We start from the raw sequence: 16,505 nt of genomic DNA, 5'->3' as shown, positions 1-16,505 counted from the left end.
TAGAGATTTTCTACCGATTTTTAAGATAGAAGCTATGGAAATAGCGGCAATAATTGCATTTTTATACTTTTAAGGTTCTAAATCATCTTTCATGAAATTCGGCAAAGTAGACCATCCTGAGCTCATCGATTTTACCATTCCACCGGACCACCCAGATACGCCAGTGGTACTGTCCAAAAACAAAGAAGGAGGCGAAACCAAAGTCTTCGTGGGCTGTGCCAAATGGAACCGACAAGATTTGAAGAACTTCTATCCCCGGGGAACCAAGGATGAACTGACCTACTATTCCTCACAGTTCAATTGTATTGAGTTGAACGCAACCTTTTACCGCATCTTTCCACCGGATACCTATGAAAAATGGTACGACAAGACGCCTGAAGACTTCAAGTTCTTTACCAAAATGACCAATGAAGTAAGTCATTTGCGTCGCCTTAATGACAAGGTCTACGAAGTAGCAGATCGTTATTTGGAGGTCACATCGCTCTTAAAAGAAAAATTGGGCACCATCTTTTTACAGATGCACAACAACTTTGGTCCCAAAAATTGGGATAGGGTAGTGCGGTTTGTGGAATATTGGCCCAAAGAGTTTCCTTTGGCCATGGAGTTTCGTCATACAGATTGGTTCACCGATGAACAAGTGGCCCAAGAACTTTATCATTTATTGGAAGAAAACAACATTGCCAACGTTTTGGTGGACACGGCGGGGCAGCGTGACCTTATGCATATGCGATTGACCAACAATGAAGCCTTTATTCGTTATGTTGGTGCCAACCACCAATCGGATTATCCACGTTTGGAGGATTGGGTGCATCGATTGGTTTCGTGGAAAGGGATGGGATTGAAGAACATCCATTTCTTTGTGCACCAAAACATGGAGTTGGAATCTCCATTGCTGTCGGCTTATTTTATTAAAAAACTCAACCATGCTATGGATACCCATCTAAAAATCCCTAAAACATCGGGGCAATCTGGTACAGGTACGCTTTTTTAATAGGGAGTTCCCATTTCCACAAACGTATTTGCCTCATGGTATCGTGGGGCAGTAGGTGCAGCCATACAGCAGGTAGAGCCTAGATAGAACAAAGACAGCTCCTGTAATTTGCGAACAGTTTTTCCTACGGCTACTCCATGGGCCAATTCAATGGTGCCCACTGCCGGGCCACCAACTATGGACAAATGCCAAACTTTGTTGGTGTTATCAGTAATGTCAATGTTGAAGCGCTCATTTCTAAAGGCAGGAAGCGAAGGATTTTCTTTGTAAATCCATGGACGCAATACCAACAAATCTCCTGGAATATGCTGAATTCTGGTAATAGTGCCGCTCACAGGCGCATGGATTCGATGGTAGTTCTTATTGTGTAAAAAAACATTCGTAAACGTGTAATTCTCCGGGATGTCCGAGTCATTTAGTCCAAAAACGGTAGCTACGGAACGTACATCCGACTTAACCTTCACCAATTTTAGGTCTTTGATTTTCCGCTCCTCACACAACAAACCTTCGCAAGGCCAAACATGGGTGCTTTTATATTTTGGAAGTTCTTTGAATTCCCTAATGAAGAAATCTTGAAAACTTTCAAAATCCTTTTTCCCATGAGGGGGTTTAAATTTAGAGAGATAATCCTTGTCTGAATAATTCAGACGGATATAGGGCTTAATAATTCTTTTGGAAAATGGCTTGTCGTACAAGGAACTGTACCAAGAAGACAGTCTTCTTTGAAGGTTACTTGGGATAGCTCCCCAAAGTGAAACAGATAAAAATTTGTAGTAATTGGCCCTCCAATGGGGCACCTTTAAAACCGTAAAATCCGGATCCGAATAATATTCCGTAATTGTTTTCATCATAATGGTTCGTTTGATTTGACACTTGAATTTATCGGGATTATTTTTTTTAGGGCTTTCAATTAAGAAAACTTTATTTTATGATTAACAATTTTTATCATAATCTAAATCTTTTTGTTAATTGATGAAAACTAGACAATTAAAGAATGTTTTGATATAATTTTGTCTAAAATCCCAAATACAAAAAATGAGATTTCATACAAGAAAATGGGTAAAACCTGAAGATTTAAATGCCAACGGCACTTTGTTCGGTGGAAAGGTGTTGGCTTGGATAGATGAAGAAGCAGCCCTGTACAGCATTATACAGTTGGAAAATAAAAAAGTGGTTACCAAATATATGTCCGAAATCAATTTCATGAGCACCGCCAGAGAAGGTGATGTGATTGAAATTGGAATTGATGTAATCAAATTTGGGGTCACTTCAATTTCCTTGAATTGTGAGGTACGGAACAAGATGACCCATGAGAGCATTGTTACCGTGGATAACATAATCATGGTTAACCTAGATGATAAAGGCAATCCCAAACCACATGGCAAAACCAAGATAGAATTTGTTAAGGACCGTTTGGCCAAAAAAGAAAAGGAGGAAGAGGCTAAATCCTAATTTTGTGAAGCGGCATAGGCCTGCACTTCATCCAAAACCCTTAGCAGGTTTCCGCCCCACAGCTTTGCGATTTCTTCCTCAGTATACCCACGTTTTATCAGTTCCAAGGTCACGTTGAAGGTTTCAGAGGCATCAGACCAACCCTCAATACCTCCACCACCATCAAAGTCAGAGCTGATGCCCACATGGTCAATACCTATTAATTTAACCATATAATCGATATGGTCCACTAAATCGGATACATTAACGGCTGGGGGGGGGGCATCTGCTCTTGTAGCCGCCATTTTATCCCCCAATTGTGTGACTTTTGGATAATTTTCCATGAATTCATCTTGCTGTTCCTTGGTTAGGGAACCAAACTGTGAGCGCTCGTACCAATTCAGGCCTAACGAATCAGCGGCTTCTTCATAAATACTTTTCATATAGGCTGAACGTGCCTCGTCCTTTTCTGTGTTCAAATACGAAGTGAAGGCTACAGTCTGCACCACACCACCATTTTCCTTGAGCAATAGTAGCTGCTCATCATCCAAATTTCTGCTATGGTCACAAAGCGCTCTGGCCGAGGAATGTGAGGCAATAATGGGAACTTTTGATAGCTCAACCATTTGCAACATGGCTTCCTTGGATGGGTGGGAGATGTCTATCATGATGCCGACACGGTTCATTTCAGCTACGGCTTGCTTTCCCAATTCGCTCAAACCATTATGTAGCCAAATGCTGTCCTTTTCACCGGTATTGGAGTCTGAAAATTGACTATGCCCATTGTGTGCCAACGACATGTAGCGGGCACCACGCTTTTGATACTCTTCAATTTTTGAAAGGTCTTCTCCCAAAGGATACGCATTTTCAACCCCAATCATGGCCACTTTTTTGCCGGCAGCCGTAATTCGTCTCACATCATCAGAGGTCAATGCCAATTCAATTTGGTCTGGCGCAAATTCCTCACAAAGTTTGTGGATGGCCTCAAACTTGGCAATTGCATTTTCGGAAGCAGCGGCATACCCCTCGGCACTTAGTGTATCCTGACCCGTATACACAATAAACCAGGCCACATCCAATCCACCTTCTTCCATCTTGGGCAGGTTTACTTGGGTATTGAGATTTTGGGTATAGTTGATACTGTCAGTGAAATTGTTCACATTAATGTCAACATGCGTGTCTATGGTAATGACCGAATCATGGATTCGTTGGGCTTTCTCTTCCAAAGTTTCAGTTTTATTCTCTTTTTTTTGAGCGCAGGCCACAAATAAGGCGATGCTGCATAGTATATAGAAATATTTCATGGTTCGCTATTTACACCTACAAATAAAGCAATTTGACAACAAAAACCCGTGACTACAGAACAATAAATTGGTATGGCTACCTCTATTCCTGATTTTTAAAGGTATTAACTAGTTAAAGAAGTAAACTTGGGAACACGCGAACTACTTACACATCTTGAAAAATTGGAAATAGGGCTCAGCAGTTTTTCGTATGAGGAATTGGGCACTGTGGAAGCCGGAGAGCTTAAAAAATCCTTTGAAATTTTTAAACACGGATTGGAAAACAAAGTTTTTGGCATTCCCGAGATGAAACAGTTGGAGGTTATTTACGAGCGCATAGGCATCCAAGGTTCCAAAAAATCTCAATCAACACCCTTGGATGAACTCGATGCTTCACCCCAAACCCTGATTGTCTTGCTAAGTTCCTTGGAAAACACCAGATTATCCCAAGAACAAAAAGAAATTGTAGCCGGTTTAAAACATGTAGCCCAACGTTTAAACCGTATAGACAGTGAACCCGAAGACATGAATAGCAGTAGTAAGGCATTTGAAAAAAGTCTGGAATCCAGTTTTTCTTCCAATACCATCAATTTAAAACCTGTGCTGGAAGACTGCATGGGGCAGATGGAGCTGTTGGAGGAATTGGTAAAACTTTTCAAGCAGAATGTTCTGGAATTTGTTGGCAGTGCCAAAATTCATCTACAAAATGAAAATTACAAAGAATTGGACTTATCCTGCCAAAAAGTACAGTCGTGCCTTAGAATGCTAAAAACAGATGGGCTACTGGAAATCACCAAGGAAATCATTGCCTTATGCCGAACCGACAACGACAGAAAGCATCATTCATTCCTATACGGTCAATTTGTGGAAGAATTTCCAAAAGTGGAGGAGCAAGTGGATTTTGAAATGGAAATGATTCGGGCAATGCAATAAAAAAATCGTCATGGAAAATACGAACCTGCCAAAATATTTACAGAGCATTTTTTACCAACTCTTTCAGCATACCAAAGATTTGGAATGTAGATTGATCTTGTTGGATGAAATGTTGGAGGTTGGCGATAAAAAGGAGATTCCTTTTTTGGAGGAGTTGGAAACCAATGCAGAACCAAAAATCAGTGGTAAAGCTTTTGAAATTAAGTGTGCGTTGCAGGAGAAGTTGGGTATTACAGCTGATCGGGAAAAAAGGAGATTGCCCATGAACCTCTGTTTCATTTATGATGAATTCAACATTCGTCCAAATAAAATAGATTCTGAACTGGATTTTGAAGTGGCTCTGGACATCATGGAAATGAAAAAATGATACAGCCTTATTTTCACAACCAGAATGTAGGATTTCACCACAATTTATTGTTTCACCATAATCTTTACAATAGATTCACGTTATAACTAAGACCCAAACATTTAAACCGCTTAATTACCATGTTATACGATACCTACGGAGAAGAATACTTGGCTTTTTTACAAGAACTAAACGAGATTCTAAGTGTCAACGAATTGGCTGAACTCGATTATTTATAGACAACACCCCAAACGCTTTATCATGAAAAATCATAATCAAGAAAATTCCGCTTATTTGAATTTCATTCAAAATTTGAACGAAATGCTTACTGATTTTGATATTACTCAGTTGAGCAGACCTTGATAGTTTAAGTGAATATCATGAAAAAGGGAATGTTTTAAACATTCCCTTTTTTATTGTGGTTTGTTTGGGTGTTATCCCAAGTACGATTTTAAAATCTTGCTCTTAGAAGTGTGCCGCAACTTGCGGATGGCTTTTTCCCGAATCTGACGTACACGCTCCCTAGTCAAATCGAAGGTGCTACCAATCTCTTCCAACGTCATGGAGGGTTGGTCACCAATGCCATAGTAGAGCCGGACTACGTCAGCCTCACGAGGGGAAAGGGTATCCAAAGCCCTATTTATCTCTGTGTTCAAAGATTGGTGCATTAAGCCTTTATCCGGTTTTGGCGAGTCACCAGCGTTGAGCACATCATATAAATTAGAGGTTTCTCCTTCTTTTAAAGGTGCATCCATGGAGACATGACGACCTGTATTTTTTAGGGATTGTTTCACTTCGGAGACGGTCATATCCAATTCCTTGGCAATTTCCTCTGCCGAAGGTGGTCTTTCATGTGCCTGCTCTAAATACGAAAATGTCTTTTTAATTTTATTGATGGACCCTATCTTGTTCAAAGGAAGTCGAACCACACGGGATTGCTCAGCCAATGCTTGAAGTATGGATTGACGAATCCACCAAACTGCATAGGAGATGAACTTAAACCCTCGGGTCTCATCGAATCGCTTTGCCGCCTTTACCAGGCCAACATTACCCTCATTGATTAAATCTGGGAGTTTTAATCCTTGGTTCTGGTATTGTTTTGCCACGGAAACCACGAATCGCAAGTTGGCATTGGTCAATTTTTCCAGTGCCACCTGATCCCCAGCTTTAATACGTTGGGCCAATTCCACTTCTTCCTGAGCAGTAATCAAATCAATTTTACTGATATCCTGTAGGTATTTGTCAAGGGATTTGGATTCTCGGTTGGTGACCTGTTTAATGATTTTTAACTGCCTCATTCTTATGTATGGTTTGTACGTGTTATAAGCTTACAGTATACATTATAAAAGCCTATTTTCCAAGTCTCAAATGTTATTGTTATCAAAATGTTATGAGCAAAACCGGCATAAACGGCAAATCCTTGTATTTTTCCCATTGTTGATAGTATCTTAATAGAATTGCAAACCAAGTGTTCGACAGTACTGCAAAAAACTCCTAATTTTGTAGGGTTTGTTAATTCGGAATACATAAGCCATTTTCCCTTGGAAGTAAAAAAAGGAGTAAGTAAAAAAACATTATACGATTACCAGCAAGAGGATTTGCGAAAAATCTTTAAGCATTTAGATGAAATGCCTCAGGGCACCAATTTGTTGTACCAACTTCCCACGGGTGGGGGAAAAACTGTTGTGTTTTCTGAAATAACCCGTAAATACATCCAAAACACGGGCAAAAAAGTCATGGTGCTCACCCACAGGATTGAGCTGAGCAAGCAGACTTCACAAATGCTGCATGGATTTGGCGTTGCCAATAAGGTCATTAATAGTGAGGTGAAAGAACTGTACGATCAAGATGACTATATGTGCTTTGTGGCCATGGTGGAGACCCTGAACAATCGACTTCAGGAGGAAAAAGTCACCATTAATAATATTGGGCTGGTCATAATTGATGAGGCCCACTACAATTCCTTCCGAAAACTCTTCAAATATTTTGACAAGGCCACTATACTTGGGGTAACGGCAACTCCGTTGAGTTCCAACATAAAACTCCCCATGAAGGACAATTACAAGCATTTAATCATTGGGGAATCCATAAAATCGTTGATTGAAAAGGGGTTTTTGGCCAAAGCCAAACTCTACAACTACGATGTGAGCCTTAAAACGCTTAAACTGGGAATTCATGGGGATTATACCGTAAAATCCTCCGACGAATTCTATGGAAACCACAGCATGTTGGGCAAATTGTTGATGGCTTACGAGGAAATTGCGAAGGGAACCAAAACCTTGATTTTCAACAACGGTATCAATACGTCCCTGTATGTGTATGAAACCTTCAAAAAGGCCGGATATAACATCCGGCATTTGGACAATAAGAACACAGCCACGGAACGCCGTGAAATTCTGGACTGGTTCGCCGAAACACCAGATGCTATTCTTACCTCCGTTAGTATTTTGACCACCGGTTTTGATGAGCCCACCGTACAATCCATCATACTAAATAGGGCTACGCGGTCGCTTACCCTGTATTTTCAGATGATAGGAAGGGGTTCCCGTGTTTTACCGGACAAGGATGAATTTAATGTCATTGATATGGGGAACAACATTGCCCGTTTTGGTCCTTGGGATGTTCCGGTGGATTGGCAAGAAATCTTCCATTTTCCTGATTTCTATTTGGAAAACATCAAAAATGATGAGGAAATTGAGCGCGACTTTGTCTATGAAATGCCCGATGAGCTCCGAGCCAAATTCAGTAAGTCAGACGATATTACCTTCGACATTAAAGCGGAGTACAAAAAAGTCTTTGCCGAAGGGAAAAAATCCAAGGAAGTTCTGGAACGTAGCATTGAGCAACACGCCAAAATTTGTGTAGAAAACAGTGAAGATGTTTTTGATGCACGGATTCTCGCCAAGGAACTCAAGGAAGAAATTGCCTACCGGGTAAAACAGTATTCCTATTGCATCATGAACAACACCAAAAACTACAAGGAGTGGTTAGAGGAAGATTATGAGCGAAAACTCCGTTCCAGTATTTCCAAGAAGTTTGCCGCACGTCTATAAAGTCAAGAGTGCTGTGCCATTGCACCTTTATTTCTTGGATTTTGGAATTTGAAATTTGTTTTTTTGAATTTGATACTTGAGCTTGCGCTTGTATTTTATAGTTTACCAATCACCCAATGTCCAAAAAACTCCTTGTCATCGGCTATGTCTGGCCCGAACCCAATACCACGGCGGCGGGGCATCGTATGATTCAATTATTGGAAGCTTTTAAAAGTTTTGGGTATCACATCACTTTTGGTTCCACTGCCACCAACACAGAGTATAGCTATGATTTGGATGCTTTGGGTATCGATTCAGTGACTATTGAACTTAACAACTCCGGTTTTGACAATTTTATACAAGCACTAAAGCCCGATCTTGTCATTTTTGACCGCTTTATGATTGAGGAGCAGTTTGGGTGGCGAGTGGCTGAATTTGCCCCACAAGCTCTCCGGGTATTAAACACCGAAGACTTACATGCCCTGCGAAAGGCTAGGGAAGAGGTCCATAAACGGAATCAATCTTTTTCACTTGACGATTGGAAAAATCACCCTATGACAATACGGGAAGTGGCCAGTATCTATCGCTCTGATATTTCTTTAATGGTATCTACTTATGAAATTGAAATCCTTCGGAATGAATTGGGAATCTCCGAAAGCTTGCTTTTTCATTTGCCATTGCTATTTGAGAAATTGGATGATTCCACCGTTTCAAAATGGCCCAAGTTTGAAGAACGAAACGGTTTTGTCTGTATTGGAAATGGCAAACATGCCCCCAATGTGGATTCCATTCAAGTGTTGAAGAAAGAAATTTGGCCCTTGATTCGCAGGCAGCTTCCAGAAGCCCATCTTTATGTGTACGGTGCCTATTTGCCCCAACAGATTGAAGAAATGCATCATCCGAAAGAAGGTTTTCACATTAGGGGATGGGCAGAAGATATTAAAACTGTCTTGAAAAATGCCCGCTTGCTGCTAGCACCCTTACAATTTGGTGCGGGTATCAAAGGAAAATTGTTGGATAGCATGTGCTGTGGCACCCCTAGCATCACCACGGCCATTGGGGTAGAAGGGATGCACGGGGACTTACCATGGAGCGGGGCCATTACAAATGAATGGACATCTTTTGCAGAGGTGGCAGTGGAATTACATCAAAATCCTACAACATGGCAAAACGCACAGAAAAATGGCGTAGCACTCATCAACAGTTTTTATGAAAAAGAGTTTTTGAGGCAATCCCTGAAAAAGAAAATAGATGATACAGTTACAAACTTAGAGGGTCATCGTTCCCAAAACTTTATGGGGCGAATGCTGCAACACCATACCCAAGCCAGCACCAAATACATGGCCAAGTGGATTGAAGCGAAGAATAGGAGGTGAGGGTTTTGGCCACAATGAGCTGTACAAGTTGTTGGCAGCTGGCTTTTATTTTTTTAATTAGGGTAAATTTTTAAACACTTATTTCTTCTTTAGGCCATTTCCAAGCATAATAGACAATGAAAGCAGTAATGATACTTTCCAAAAATGCTAAATACACATAAAATGTATACCATTCATTCGTTGTACTTATTCCAATGAAAACCATCATTATGGTAAATAATATTCCGAACAAAATATTAAGAATTCGATTTATTTTGGGTTTAAGAAAAACTGAAAGAGCAACCATTACAGAAGATATTGATAGAATTATCGATGCTATCAATAACTTGATTGGATTGTCCATAATATTTTCACCTGAAATCAAACTACTTACTTTTTCCGGTGTATATAACTCAAAATAATCTCCATATAAATAACATAGAGTAACAGAAACCCATAATGAGGCAAGTTTAACTTTGATATTTACTTTTGGATTTTCTAACATTTCAGTTTGGTCTTTAAGGTTTAATAGATATCTATTTATAAAGACGTAAAATCCTATCAAACGGTTGCCTCATTAATAAATTCAGTGGGCTTTAAGCTTGCTACCAATGCTGAAAGAAATGAATCGTTTTAATACTTCGATTAAGCTCTGCACAAAGTCATTAATATCAATCAATACTGAAACACCGTGCCTGACGGTATAGAGTTCAAAACAGGTAATGACGTTCGGAGAAACCCTCGTTTCATGTTACATTAAACAAAGAAAAACGAACTTATTTGTCTAAAATCACCGCTTTCTCAACTCAAAAATATCTTTCCGCCTATCCTTCAAATTCCGTACGGCACCAAATTGATGCAACTCCCGTAAAAGGTCAATATCCAAATCGGCAATAAGTATCATTTCTGTGTTGGGCGTAGCCTCTGCTTTGATTCCATTGGTGGGAAATGAGAAATCGCAAGGCGTAAAAACCATGGATTGAGCAAACTGGATGTCCATATTATGAACATTGGGCAGATTCCCAACACTTCCTGCAATGGCCACATAACATTCATTTTCAATAGCCCTTGCCTGGGCACAATTCCGGACGCGGGAGTAGCCGTTCTGGGTATCGGTCAAAAAGGGAATAAATAGGATATCCATACCTTCATCCGCAAGAAGTCGGCTCAACTCCGGAAACTCGGAGTCATAGCAAATAAGAACCCCTATTTTACCACAGTCGGTATCAAAAACCTTGAGCTCTTTACCGCCCTGCAAGCCCCATACTTTGGCTTCATCAGGGGTGACGTGCAATTTTTCATACCGTTCCACGGTGCCGTTCCTTTTACACAAATAGCCCACATTGTAAAGCTTTCCGTCCTTTATTTCGGGCATGCTCCCTGCAATGATATTAATGTTGTACGAAATGGAAAAATTGGAAAACTTTTGTACAATTTCATCCGTATGTTTTGCCAATTCCCGAATGGCTGCCGCTTCACCCAAGTGATTGTTCTCGGCCATTAACGGCGCGTTAAAAAACTCAGGGAACAGCGCAAAATCTGAGCGGTAACCAGAAACGGCATCAATAAAATATTCGGCTTGTTGCAATAGCGAATCAATATCCTTATACGGTCTCATTTGCCATTGAATAAGCCCCAATCGAACCACCTTTTTCTTGGTAGCCGCCTTTTTAATGGGCTTTTCATAATAAATATTGTCCCATTCCATGAGCACCGCGAATTCCTTGGAAGCTTCATCCCCTTCCAAATAGCCCTTGATGATTCGGGCAGGGTGAAAATCATTGGAAATCTGAAAATTCAATACGGGATCATGAATTTCTTTCCGCCGTACTTTTTCAATGTACTCTTTGGGGCTGATTTCATGGGAGTATTTGTGATAGTTTGGCATCCTCCCTCCAAAAGCGATGCTACGTAAATTCAGTTTTTCGCAAAGTTCCTTTCTGTAATCATAAAGTCGTCTTCCAAGTCTTAATCCCCTAAAATCTGGTTTTATGAATACATCAATGCCGTAGAGAATATCTCCGTCCGGCGTATGCGAATTAAAGGTGTAATCCGCAGTAATTTCCCGATAGGTGTGGTTGTCCTCAAACTTTTCATTATCAATAATGATGGAAAGGGCACATCCTGCGATTAGACCATTGACTTTGATTACCACCTGTCCTTCTGGGAACTTATCCAGCAAAGTTTGTATATGATGTTCTTTCCAAAACGCTTCCGGCATGGAGGAATAGGCAGAGACCATAACGTCCTTTATCTCCAAATAATCCTCAAACTGAAGATATTGCAATTCTATGGTATCAATTTCACTGAGTTTCATTCATCTAAAATTAGCTGATTTAAAAAAGCAGGCTGACGTTTTGGAAACGGCACAACCAAAAATGTTCAACGCATACTTATCATTTGAATCACTGATGTTGGTGACAAAACCACTGAAATTAGAAAATTTATGGTAATTACCTTTTTTCATATCTAAAAAGTGATCAGTTGTTCTTATACCCTGGCCCATGAACCACCTGTCCTGGAAATTCACCAGTATGCTCGCCATTTTCCAATACCTGGGTCCCGTTGACAAAGACATGTTTCACACCAGTTGCATATTGGTGCGGTTCCTCAAAAGTAGCATTATCCTGAATGGTATTTGGGTCGAATAGCACCACATCTGCATAATATCCTTCAATAAGAGCACCCCGTTTTTTGATTTTTAGATTGGTGGCAGGTAGCATAGTAAGTTTATGTATGGCTTCTTCCATGGGAATGACTTTTTCATCCCGAACATATTTTCCCAACAACCGGGCTACATTTCCATAGGCTCTGGGGTGCGTGCTTGATTTTAGAAAAACGCCCTCAGCAGCCAAAGAACCCCCATCAGAACCGAAACTCATCCAAGGCAAAGCAATTTGTTTTTTGACATTGTCCTCGGACATTAAAAAATAAATGGTGCCAACACGGCTTCCATCTTGTATAACCAAATCCATTGCGGTTTCTTCAGGCGAAAGTCCACGCATTTCAGCTACTTCGGCGAGTGTTTTTCCTGTGAGATATTTTAGGGAATCATTTTTAAAGCCTGCCAATAAAATTTTACTGGGGTCACCTGCGGCTTGCATCAAGCTTTCCCATTCATCCGTTGGGGTACGCATTTCTTGCATCACTTTTTTTCGGATGGCAGGGTCTTGCAATCGTTCTGCCCATTTGTCATACCCCCCTTCTTGAACCCATGGCGGCATGGAAGCATCCAGTCCCGTTGCTCCGGCCACGTAGGTGTACATATCGGCCGTGATGCTCAATCCTGCCGCTCTCGCGGAGTCCACTTTTTTAACCACAGCATCAAACTTGTGCCAATTCTCTTTTCCACTTTGTTTTAAGTGATAAATCTCAGCACGGATGCCAGCTTTATCTGCAATCTGAATCAACTCATCCAAACTTTCTAAAAGTTGGGAGCCTTCACTGCGAATATGGCTAATATACATGCCATCATATTCAGCGGCCACTTTACAAAGCGCTATCAATTCCTCGGTGCTGGAATAAAAGGCAGGAGCGTAGATCAAGGATGAACCTACACCGAGCGCACCTTCTTCCATGGCTTGCTTTACCATAAGCTTCATGGAATCTAATTCTTGCGGGGTAGGGGTCCTATTCTCATAACCAACTTGGTGTATCCGTAAGGTAGTTGCACCCACAAAAGACGCAACATTCGGAGAAATTCCTTTTTGGGTCAAGTATTCCAGATACTCGTTTAAGGTGGTCCATTCTATATCAAACTTGATATCTCCCTGACTTTCCTTTTCCTCTTTTTTCATGGAATCGTTCAATGGTCCCATGGACCAGCCTTCGCCAAAAACCTCTAGAGTGACCCCTTGCTTAATGTCGCCCATGGAACGGCCATCCTCTATCAAAGATTCCACAGCCCAACTTAGCATATTGATAAAGCCCGGAGCCACCACCATGCCAGATGCATCTATCTCCTTTGTGCCCGTTGCATTCTCAAGATTTCCGATGGCGGCAATGGTATCTGCATTGATTCCAATATTGCCGACATAAGAAGCATCACCCGAACCATCCATGATGGTGCCATTTTTAATAAGCACATCAAAGTTTTGTGATTGTTTACAACTGGTTACAACAAGCAGAAAAACAAGCAGAAAAAATGGTCGGATAGGCTTCATAACTGGGTTATTTAGTGAAAGATAACCAAGTTAGGGAATTTCGGCCTATTTCTCGCCACCAACCATTTTACTTTCTGGTGGCCCTAGATAACTTGGACGCAATCCTCCTAAATCAATCACAAACTTTTGAAATACCACACCCGGGTCAACCATCCAAATTTTTAAGGTATGCTTCCCAGATTTTATGGATTTATGCTCTGTGTGCTTTTTCTTGATATGGTCCGTAACCGAATCGTTCCACCAATCCGGGTATTCCCAATCGGGTTGTGTTTCGCCTTCATGAATGTTCACTATTTGAGGTGTCTCATCATCAATAGCAATGGCATATTTGAGTCCCTCGTTCTTTTTATAATTTAAGGTAGGGGTTAGGTAGGTTTCCACGGCTAAATCCGAATCATCAAAAACAGTGAATTCATAGGTCACCGAAGGTGCACTTTCTGGCGATTGTGGTTCCGCATTGGCTGGTTCCACCATAATGGAAGAATCGGTTCTCCCCAAATTTGGAACTGTGGTCCAGTGAATATCCTTTGAATCTTTCCTTTTAGAAAAATGTGCGGCTTCAATGGAAATTACCCCATTGTTTTCCACAAAACCAGTGGCTTCCATGGTTTCATTTCTAATGGGTACCTTAACAGTGTAATCTCTTCCCGCCCCCGAAATTATTATTTCACCGGAGGCTTTTCCTTGCGGAGCCTTGCTCCAGTCAACACTGACATATACTTTTTCCTCAAATTGAACGGTACCCGAGGTAGCGGATAATTTTATCCAATCTTCTTTTGCCGCAAGGGTATAATTTAATGCTTCTTCGCCCTGATTAAAGATTTCCAAATAATAGTTTTGATCATTGATGGGGTCGAAAGTGGAAAAGGTTTGACCAAACAGTCCAGAGGTGTTCCAACGCATTCTGGGAGCGTGCTCCACTACAAAACCCAATGCAGCATTGGGATTATTTTGAAGGTAGGACACCGTCGGCATTTTATTGTATTGGGGATTGTTCCAACTGGTGTAACCGATATGCGTTTGGGCCATAATATGGTTCCATTTGCCATCGGCAACCTCCTCATGGAATTCTTTGGTCAGTGCTTCATCTTTAAAGAAAAGCTCTTTTGTCTTTTTGGCATATTGGTTTGTAGATGCCCTACCTTGTTGACCGTACAAAGCATTCTTACCTGCTGCCACATACATTTCGTTCAAGTTGCTGCACAGTTCCACAGGTGAAAGTACCAATTGGTAAAATGCCGATTTATACTGCTGAGGCAACTTCCCATAAATGGTTTGACTTCTTTCAACTAGGTTTTTGTAATCCCCAACAATGGTTTCCGCCTCCCTATAATTGGAAAGACTGTAGGTATCAGGCTTTAGCATTTCTGGGGTGCGGCGGGCATTGTATTTGGTATAGAGCGACAAAATTTCGGCTATCTCTTCGGCATGTTGTTCACCAAATTGCTGTTTAGCCCAATCCACATAATAGTTGGGGAGGTCTTTAGCGCGAATAGCATCCGTATTCCAAGCAAAATCCAAGAAAAAGCTGATAGGAAGCTCCATGGGTTTTAAATCGCCGACATTCACAATCCATAAATCCCGAACGCCCCATTCATAGGATAGATTCATCTGCTCCCACACGCGCTCTAATTGGGTGACATTGAGCCAACGATAGGATACGGGACCGCCCACAAAATCAAAATGATAGTACATTCCGTATCCTCCGGAGTGGTCTAAATCCTCTTTTTTGGGAAGAATACGAACATTGCCCCAGTTGTCGTCACAATACAGCACCAGAATATCATCATCTACCCGAAGTCCTTTGTCGTAATAATCCTGAACCTCTTTGTAAATGGCCCAGACTTGAGGTGTTTCCTCTGCTGGTTTTCCAGTGACATCGGCAATAATCTCACGTTGATCTTCAATGATGGTTTTTAGGAGGTCCACAGCGGTTTCTTCGGACATGGCTTCATCGCCATCTCCTCGCATTCCCAAGGTGACCACACTTTCATGGTCGCCCATTCGTGCAATACCGCCACGCCAAAATTCCTGTAATTTTTCTTTGTTGGTCTCATAGTTCCATGCACCTCCATTAAATCGACCCCACTCATCATGGGCTCGCATCATGGGTTCATGGTGACTGGTAGACATAACAATGCCATATTCATGTGCACGTCGGGCATTCTCTGGATCATCATCAGCAAATGCTGAGGGCTGCCACATGGCTGGCCACAAATAGTTGGCTTTATTCCGCAATAAAAGCTCAAACACCTTTTCGTAGAACTCATGATTGAAGCCACCAAAGGTTTCCTCGGCCCATCCCCGTAGGGCAGGGGCTTCATCATTCAAAAAGATACCCCGATATTTTACCGAAGGTGCATTGGAAACGTATTTTCCTTTTTCCACATAAATGGCCTCTTTTTGTTTAGCAGGAACATCGGCCCAAAAATGCCATGGTGACACCCCCATTTCTTTGGATAGAGAGAAAACACCAAAAGCAGCACCGCGCTTATCACTACCAGCAATCACCAAGGCTTGGGATACGCCGGGGAATGGATTTTTCACCGTTTGCATCAGGAAGCGTTCCCATTGCCCTTTAATGGGACTGACATCAATCTTCTTGGATGCGATCAATCCATCTATAAATTCACTTTGACCAATGGACCCTATCACGATAAGGTTAGTATCCAAAGACTCCTTTGAGGTTGTGGTTTTTGGTTTTCGTCCAGTAACTTTTTCAATATCATCTGCTAAAAGCGTTGATGCTATTTCAATCAATTTTTCATCTGAAGCATCATATAGAATGGTTGCCGATGTATTTTTGGCTACAATAGGGAAGGGGTACTTGTTGTTTGAAGTGCTGCTTACCTGTAACTGGGCAAGGGCTACAAAGGGCAAAAACAAAAGCCCAAAAAATATTTTTCTCATTTCTATGCGACCTATTTATTCCCATTCATCGAACAGGATACGTTTGTTGCCCCGAATATAC

Annotated in this window: 13 protein-coding genes; 6 read left to right on the top strand and 7 right to left on the bottom strand. The window is 41.3% G+C overall.

What is annotated here, in order from left to right:
* Positions 1-91: 91 nt before the first annotated feature.
* A complete protein-coding gene (locus ACFOWS_RS09015) occupies positions 92-991 on the top strand; it encodes a DUF72 domain-containing protein (protein ID WP_379763693.1) in 900 nt (299 codons plus the stop codon).
* Here the strand turns inward: ACFOWS_RS09015 and ACFOWS_RS09010 are convergent.
* Complete coding sequence (locus ACFOWS_RS09010) at positions 988-1,842, bottom strand: phosphatidylserine decarboxylase (RefSeq protein WP_379763691.1); 855 nt, start codon at positions 1,840-1,842, stop codon at positions 988-990. The two genes, ACFOWS_RS09015 and ACFOWS_RS09010, sit on opposite strands and share 4 nt — an antisense overlap.
* A gap of 184 nt (positions 1,843-2,026) precedes the next feature.
* On the opposite strand from ACFOWS_RS09010, the gene ACFOWS_RS09005 reads away from it, so the two are divergent.
* Positions 2,027-2,443, top strand: coding sequence for an acyl-CoA thioesterase (locus tag ACFOWS_RS09005; protein ID WP_379763689.1), 417 nt, complete (start codon positions 2,027-2,029; stop codon positions 2,441-2,443).
* Here the strand turns inward: ACFOWS_RS09005 and ACFOWS_RS09000 are convergent.
* Complete coding sequence (locus ACFOWS_RS09000; RefSeq protein WP_379763687.1) at positions 2,440-3,726, bottom strand: dipeptidase; 1,287 nt, start codon at positions 3,724-3,726, stop codon at positions 2,440-2,442. The two genes, ACFOWS_RS09005 and ACFOWS_RS09000, sit on opposite strands and share 4 nt — an antisense overlap.
* A gap of 126 nt (positions 3,727-3,852) precedes the next feature.
* Here ACFOWS_RS09000 and ACFOWS_RS08995 point away from each other — a divergent pair, with 126 nt between their 5' ends.
* On the top strand, positions 3,853-4,638 hold the full coding sequence (locus ACFOWS_RS08995) for a hypothetical protein (protein ID WP_379763685.1): 786 nt from the start codon (positions 3,853-3,855) through the stop codon (positions 4,636-4,638).
* Positions 4,639-4,648: 10 nt separating this feature from the next.
* Positions 4,649-5,005 (top strand): hypothetical protein, encoded by a 357-nt coding sequence (locus ACFOWS_RS08990; RefSeq protein ID WP_379763683.1) that lies wholly within the window; start codon positions 4,649-4,651, stop codon positions 5,003-5,005.
* A gap of 413 nt (positions 5,006-5,418) precedes the next feature.
* Here ACFOWS_RS08990 and ACFOWS_RS08985 read toward each other — a convergent pair whose 3' ends face one another.
* On the bottom strand, positions 5,419-6,282 hold the full coding sequence (locus tag ACFOWS_RS08985; RefSeq protein ID WP_366589112.1) for a sigma-70 family RNA polymerase sigma factor: 864 nt from the start codon (positions 6,280-6,282) through the stop codon (positions 5,419-5,421).
* 243 nt (positions 6,283-6,525) lie between these two features.
* Between ACFOWS_RS08985 and ACFOWS_RS08980 the strand changes: the two genes are divergently transcribed.
* Together ACFOWS_RS08980 and ACFOWS_RS08975 are read left to right on the top strand one after the other, a co-directional pair.
* On the top strand, positions 6,526-8,037 hold the full coding sequence (locus ACFOWS_RS08980) for a DEAD/DEAH box helicase (RefSeq protein WP_379763681.1): 1,512 nt from the start codon (positions 6,526-6,528) through the stop codon (positions 8,035-8,037).
* A gap of 116 nt (positions 8,038-8,153) precedes the next feature.
* On the top strand, positions 8,154-9,392 hold the full coding sequence (locus ACFOWS_RS08975; RefSeq protein ID WP_379763679.1) for a glycosyltransferase: 1,239 nt from the start codon (positions 8,154-8,156) through the stop codon (positions 9,390-9,392).
* A gap of 70 nt (positions 9,393-9,462) precedes the next feature.
* Here ACFOWS_RS08975 and ACFOWS_RS08970 read toward each other — a convergent pair whose 3' ends face one another.
* From ACFOWS_RS08970 to ACFOWS_RS08955, 4 genes are all read right to left on the bottom strand, one after another.
* Complete coding sequence (locus ACFOWS_RS08970) at positions 9,463-9,876, bottom strand: DUF6326 family protein (RefSeq protein ID WP_379763677.1); 414 nt, start codon at positions 9,874-9,876, stop codon at positions 9,463-9,465.
* A 285-nt stretch (positions 9,877-10,161) separates the two neighbouring features.
* A complete protein-coding gene (locus ACFOWS_RS08965) occupies positions 10,162-11,688 on the bottom strand; it encodes a carbon-nitrogen hydrolase family protein (protein WP_379763675.1) in 1,527 nt (508 codons plus the stop codon).
* Positions 11,689-11,851: 163 nt separating this feature from the next.
* Complete coding sequence (locus ACFOWS_RS08960) at positions 11,852-13,456, bottom strand: N-acyl-D-amino-acid deacylase family protein (RefSeq protein WP_379763673.1); 1,605 nt, start codon at positions 13,454-13,456, stop codon at positions 11,852-11,854.
* A 123-nt stretch (positions 13,457-13,579) separates the two neighbouring features.
* The gene (locus ACFOWS_RS08955) at positions 13,580-16,444 is read right to left on the bottom strand and encodes a glycosyl hydrolase 115 family protein (RefSeq protein WP_379763671.1); all 2,865 of its coding nucleotides are present in this window, start codon (positions 16,442-16,444) and stop codon (positions 13,580-13,582) included.
* Positions 16,445-16,505: the final 61 nt, after the last annotated feature.

Origin of the sequence: Flagellimonas marina, from assembly GCF_042651185.1 — a bacterium.
Classification (GTDB): domain Bacteria; phylum Bacteroidota; class Bacteroidia; order Flavobacteriales; family Flavobacteriaceae; genus Flagellimonas; species Flagellimonas marina.
This window is presented reverse-complemented; position numbering and strand designations above follow the sequence as displayed.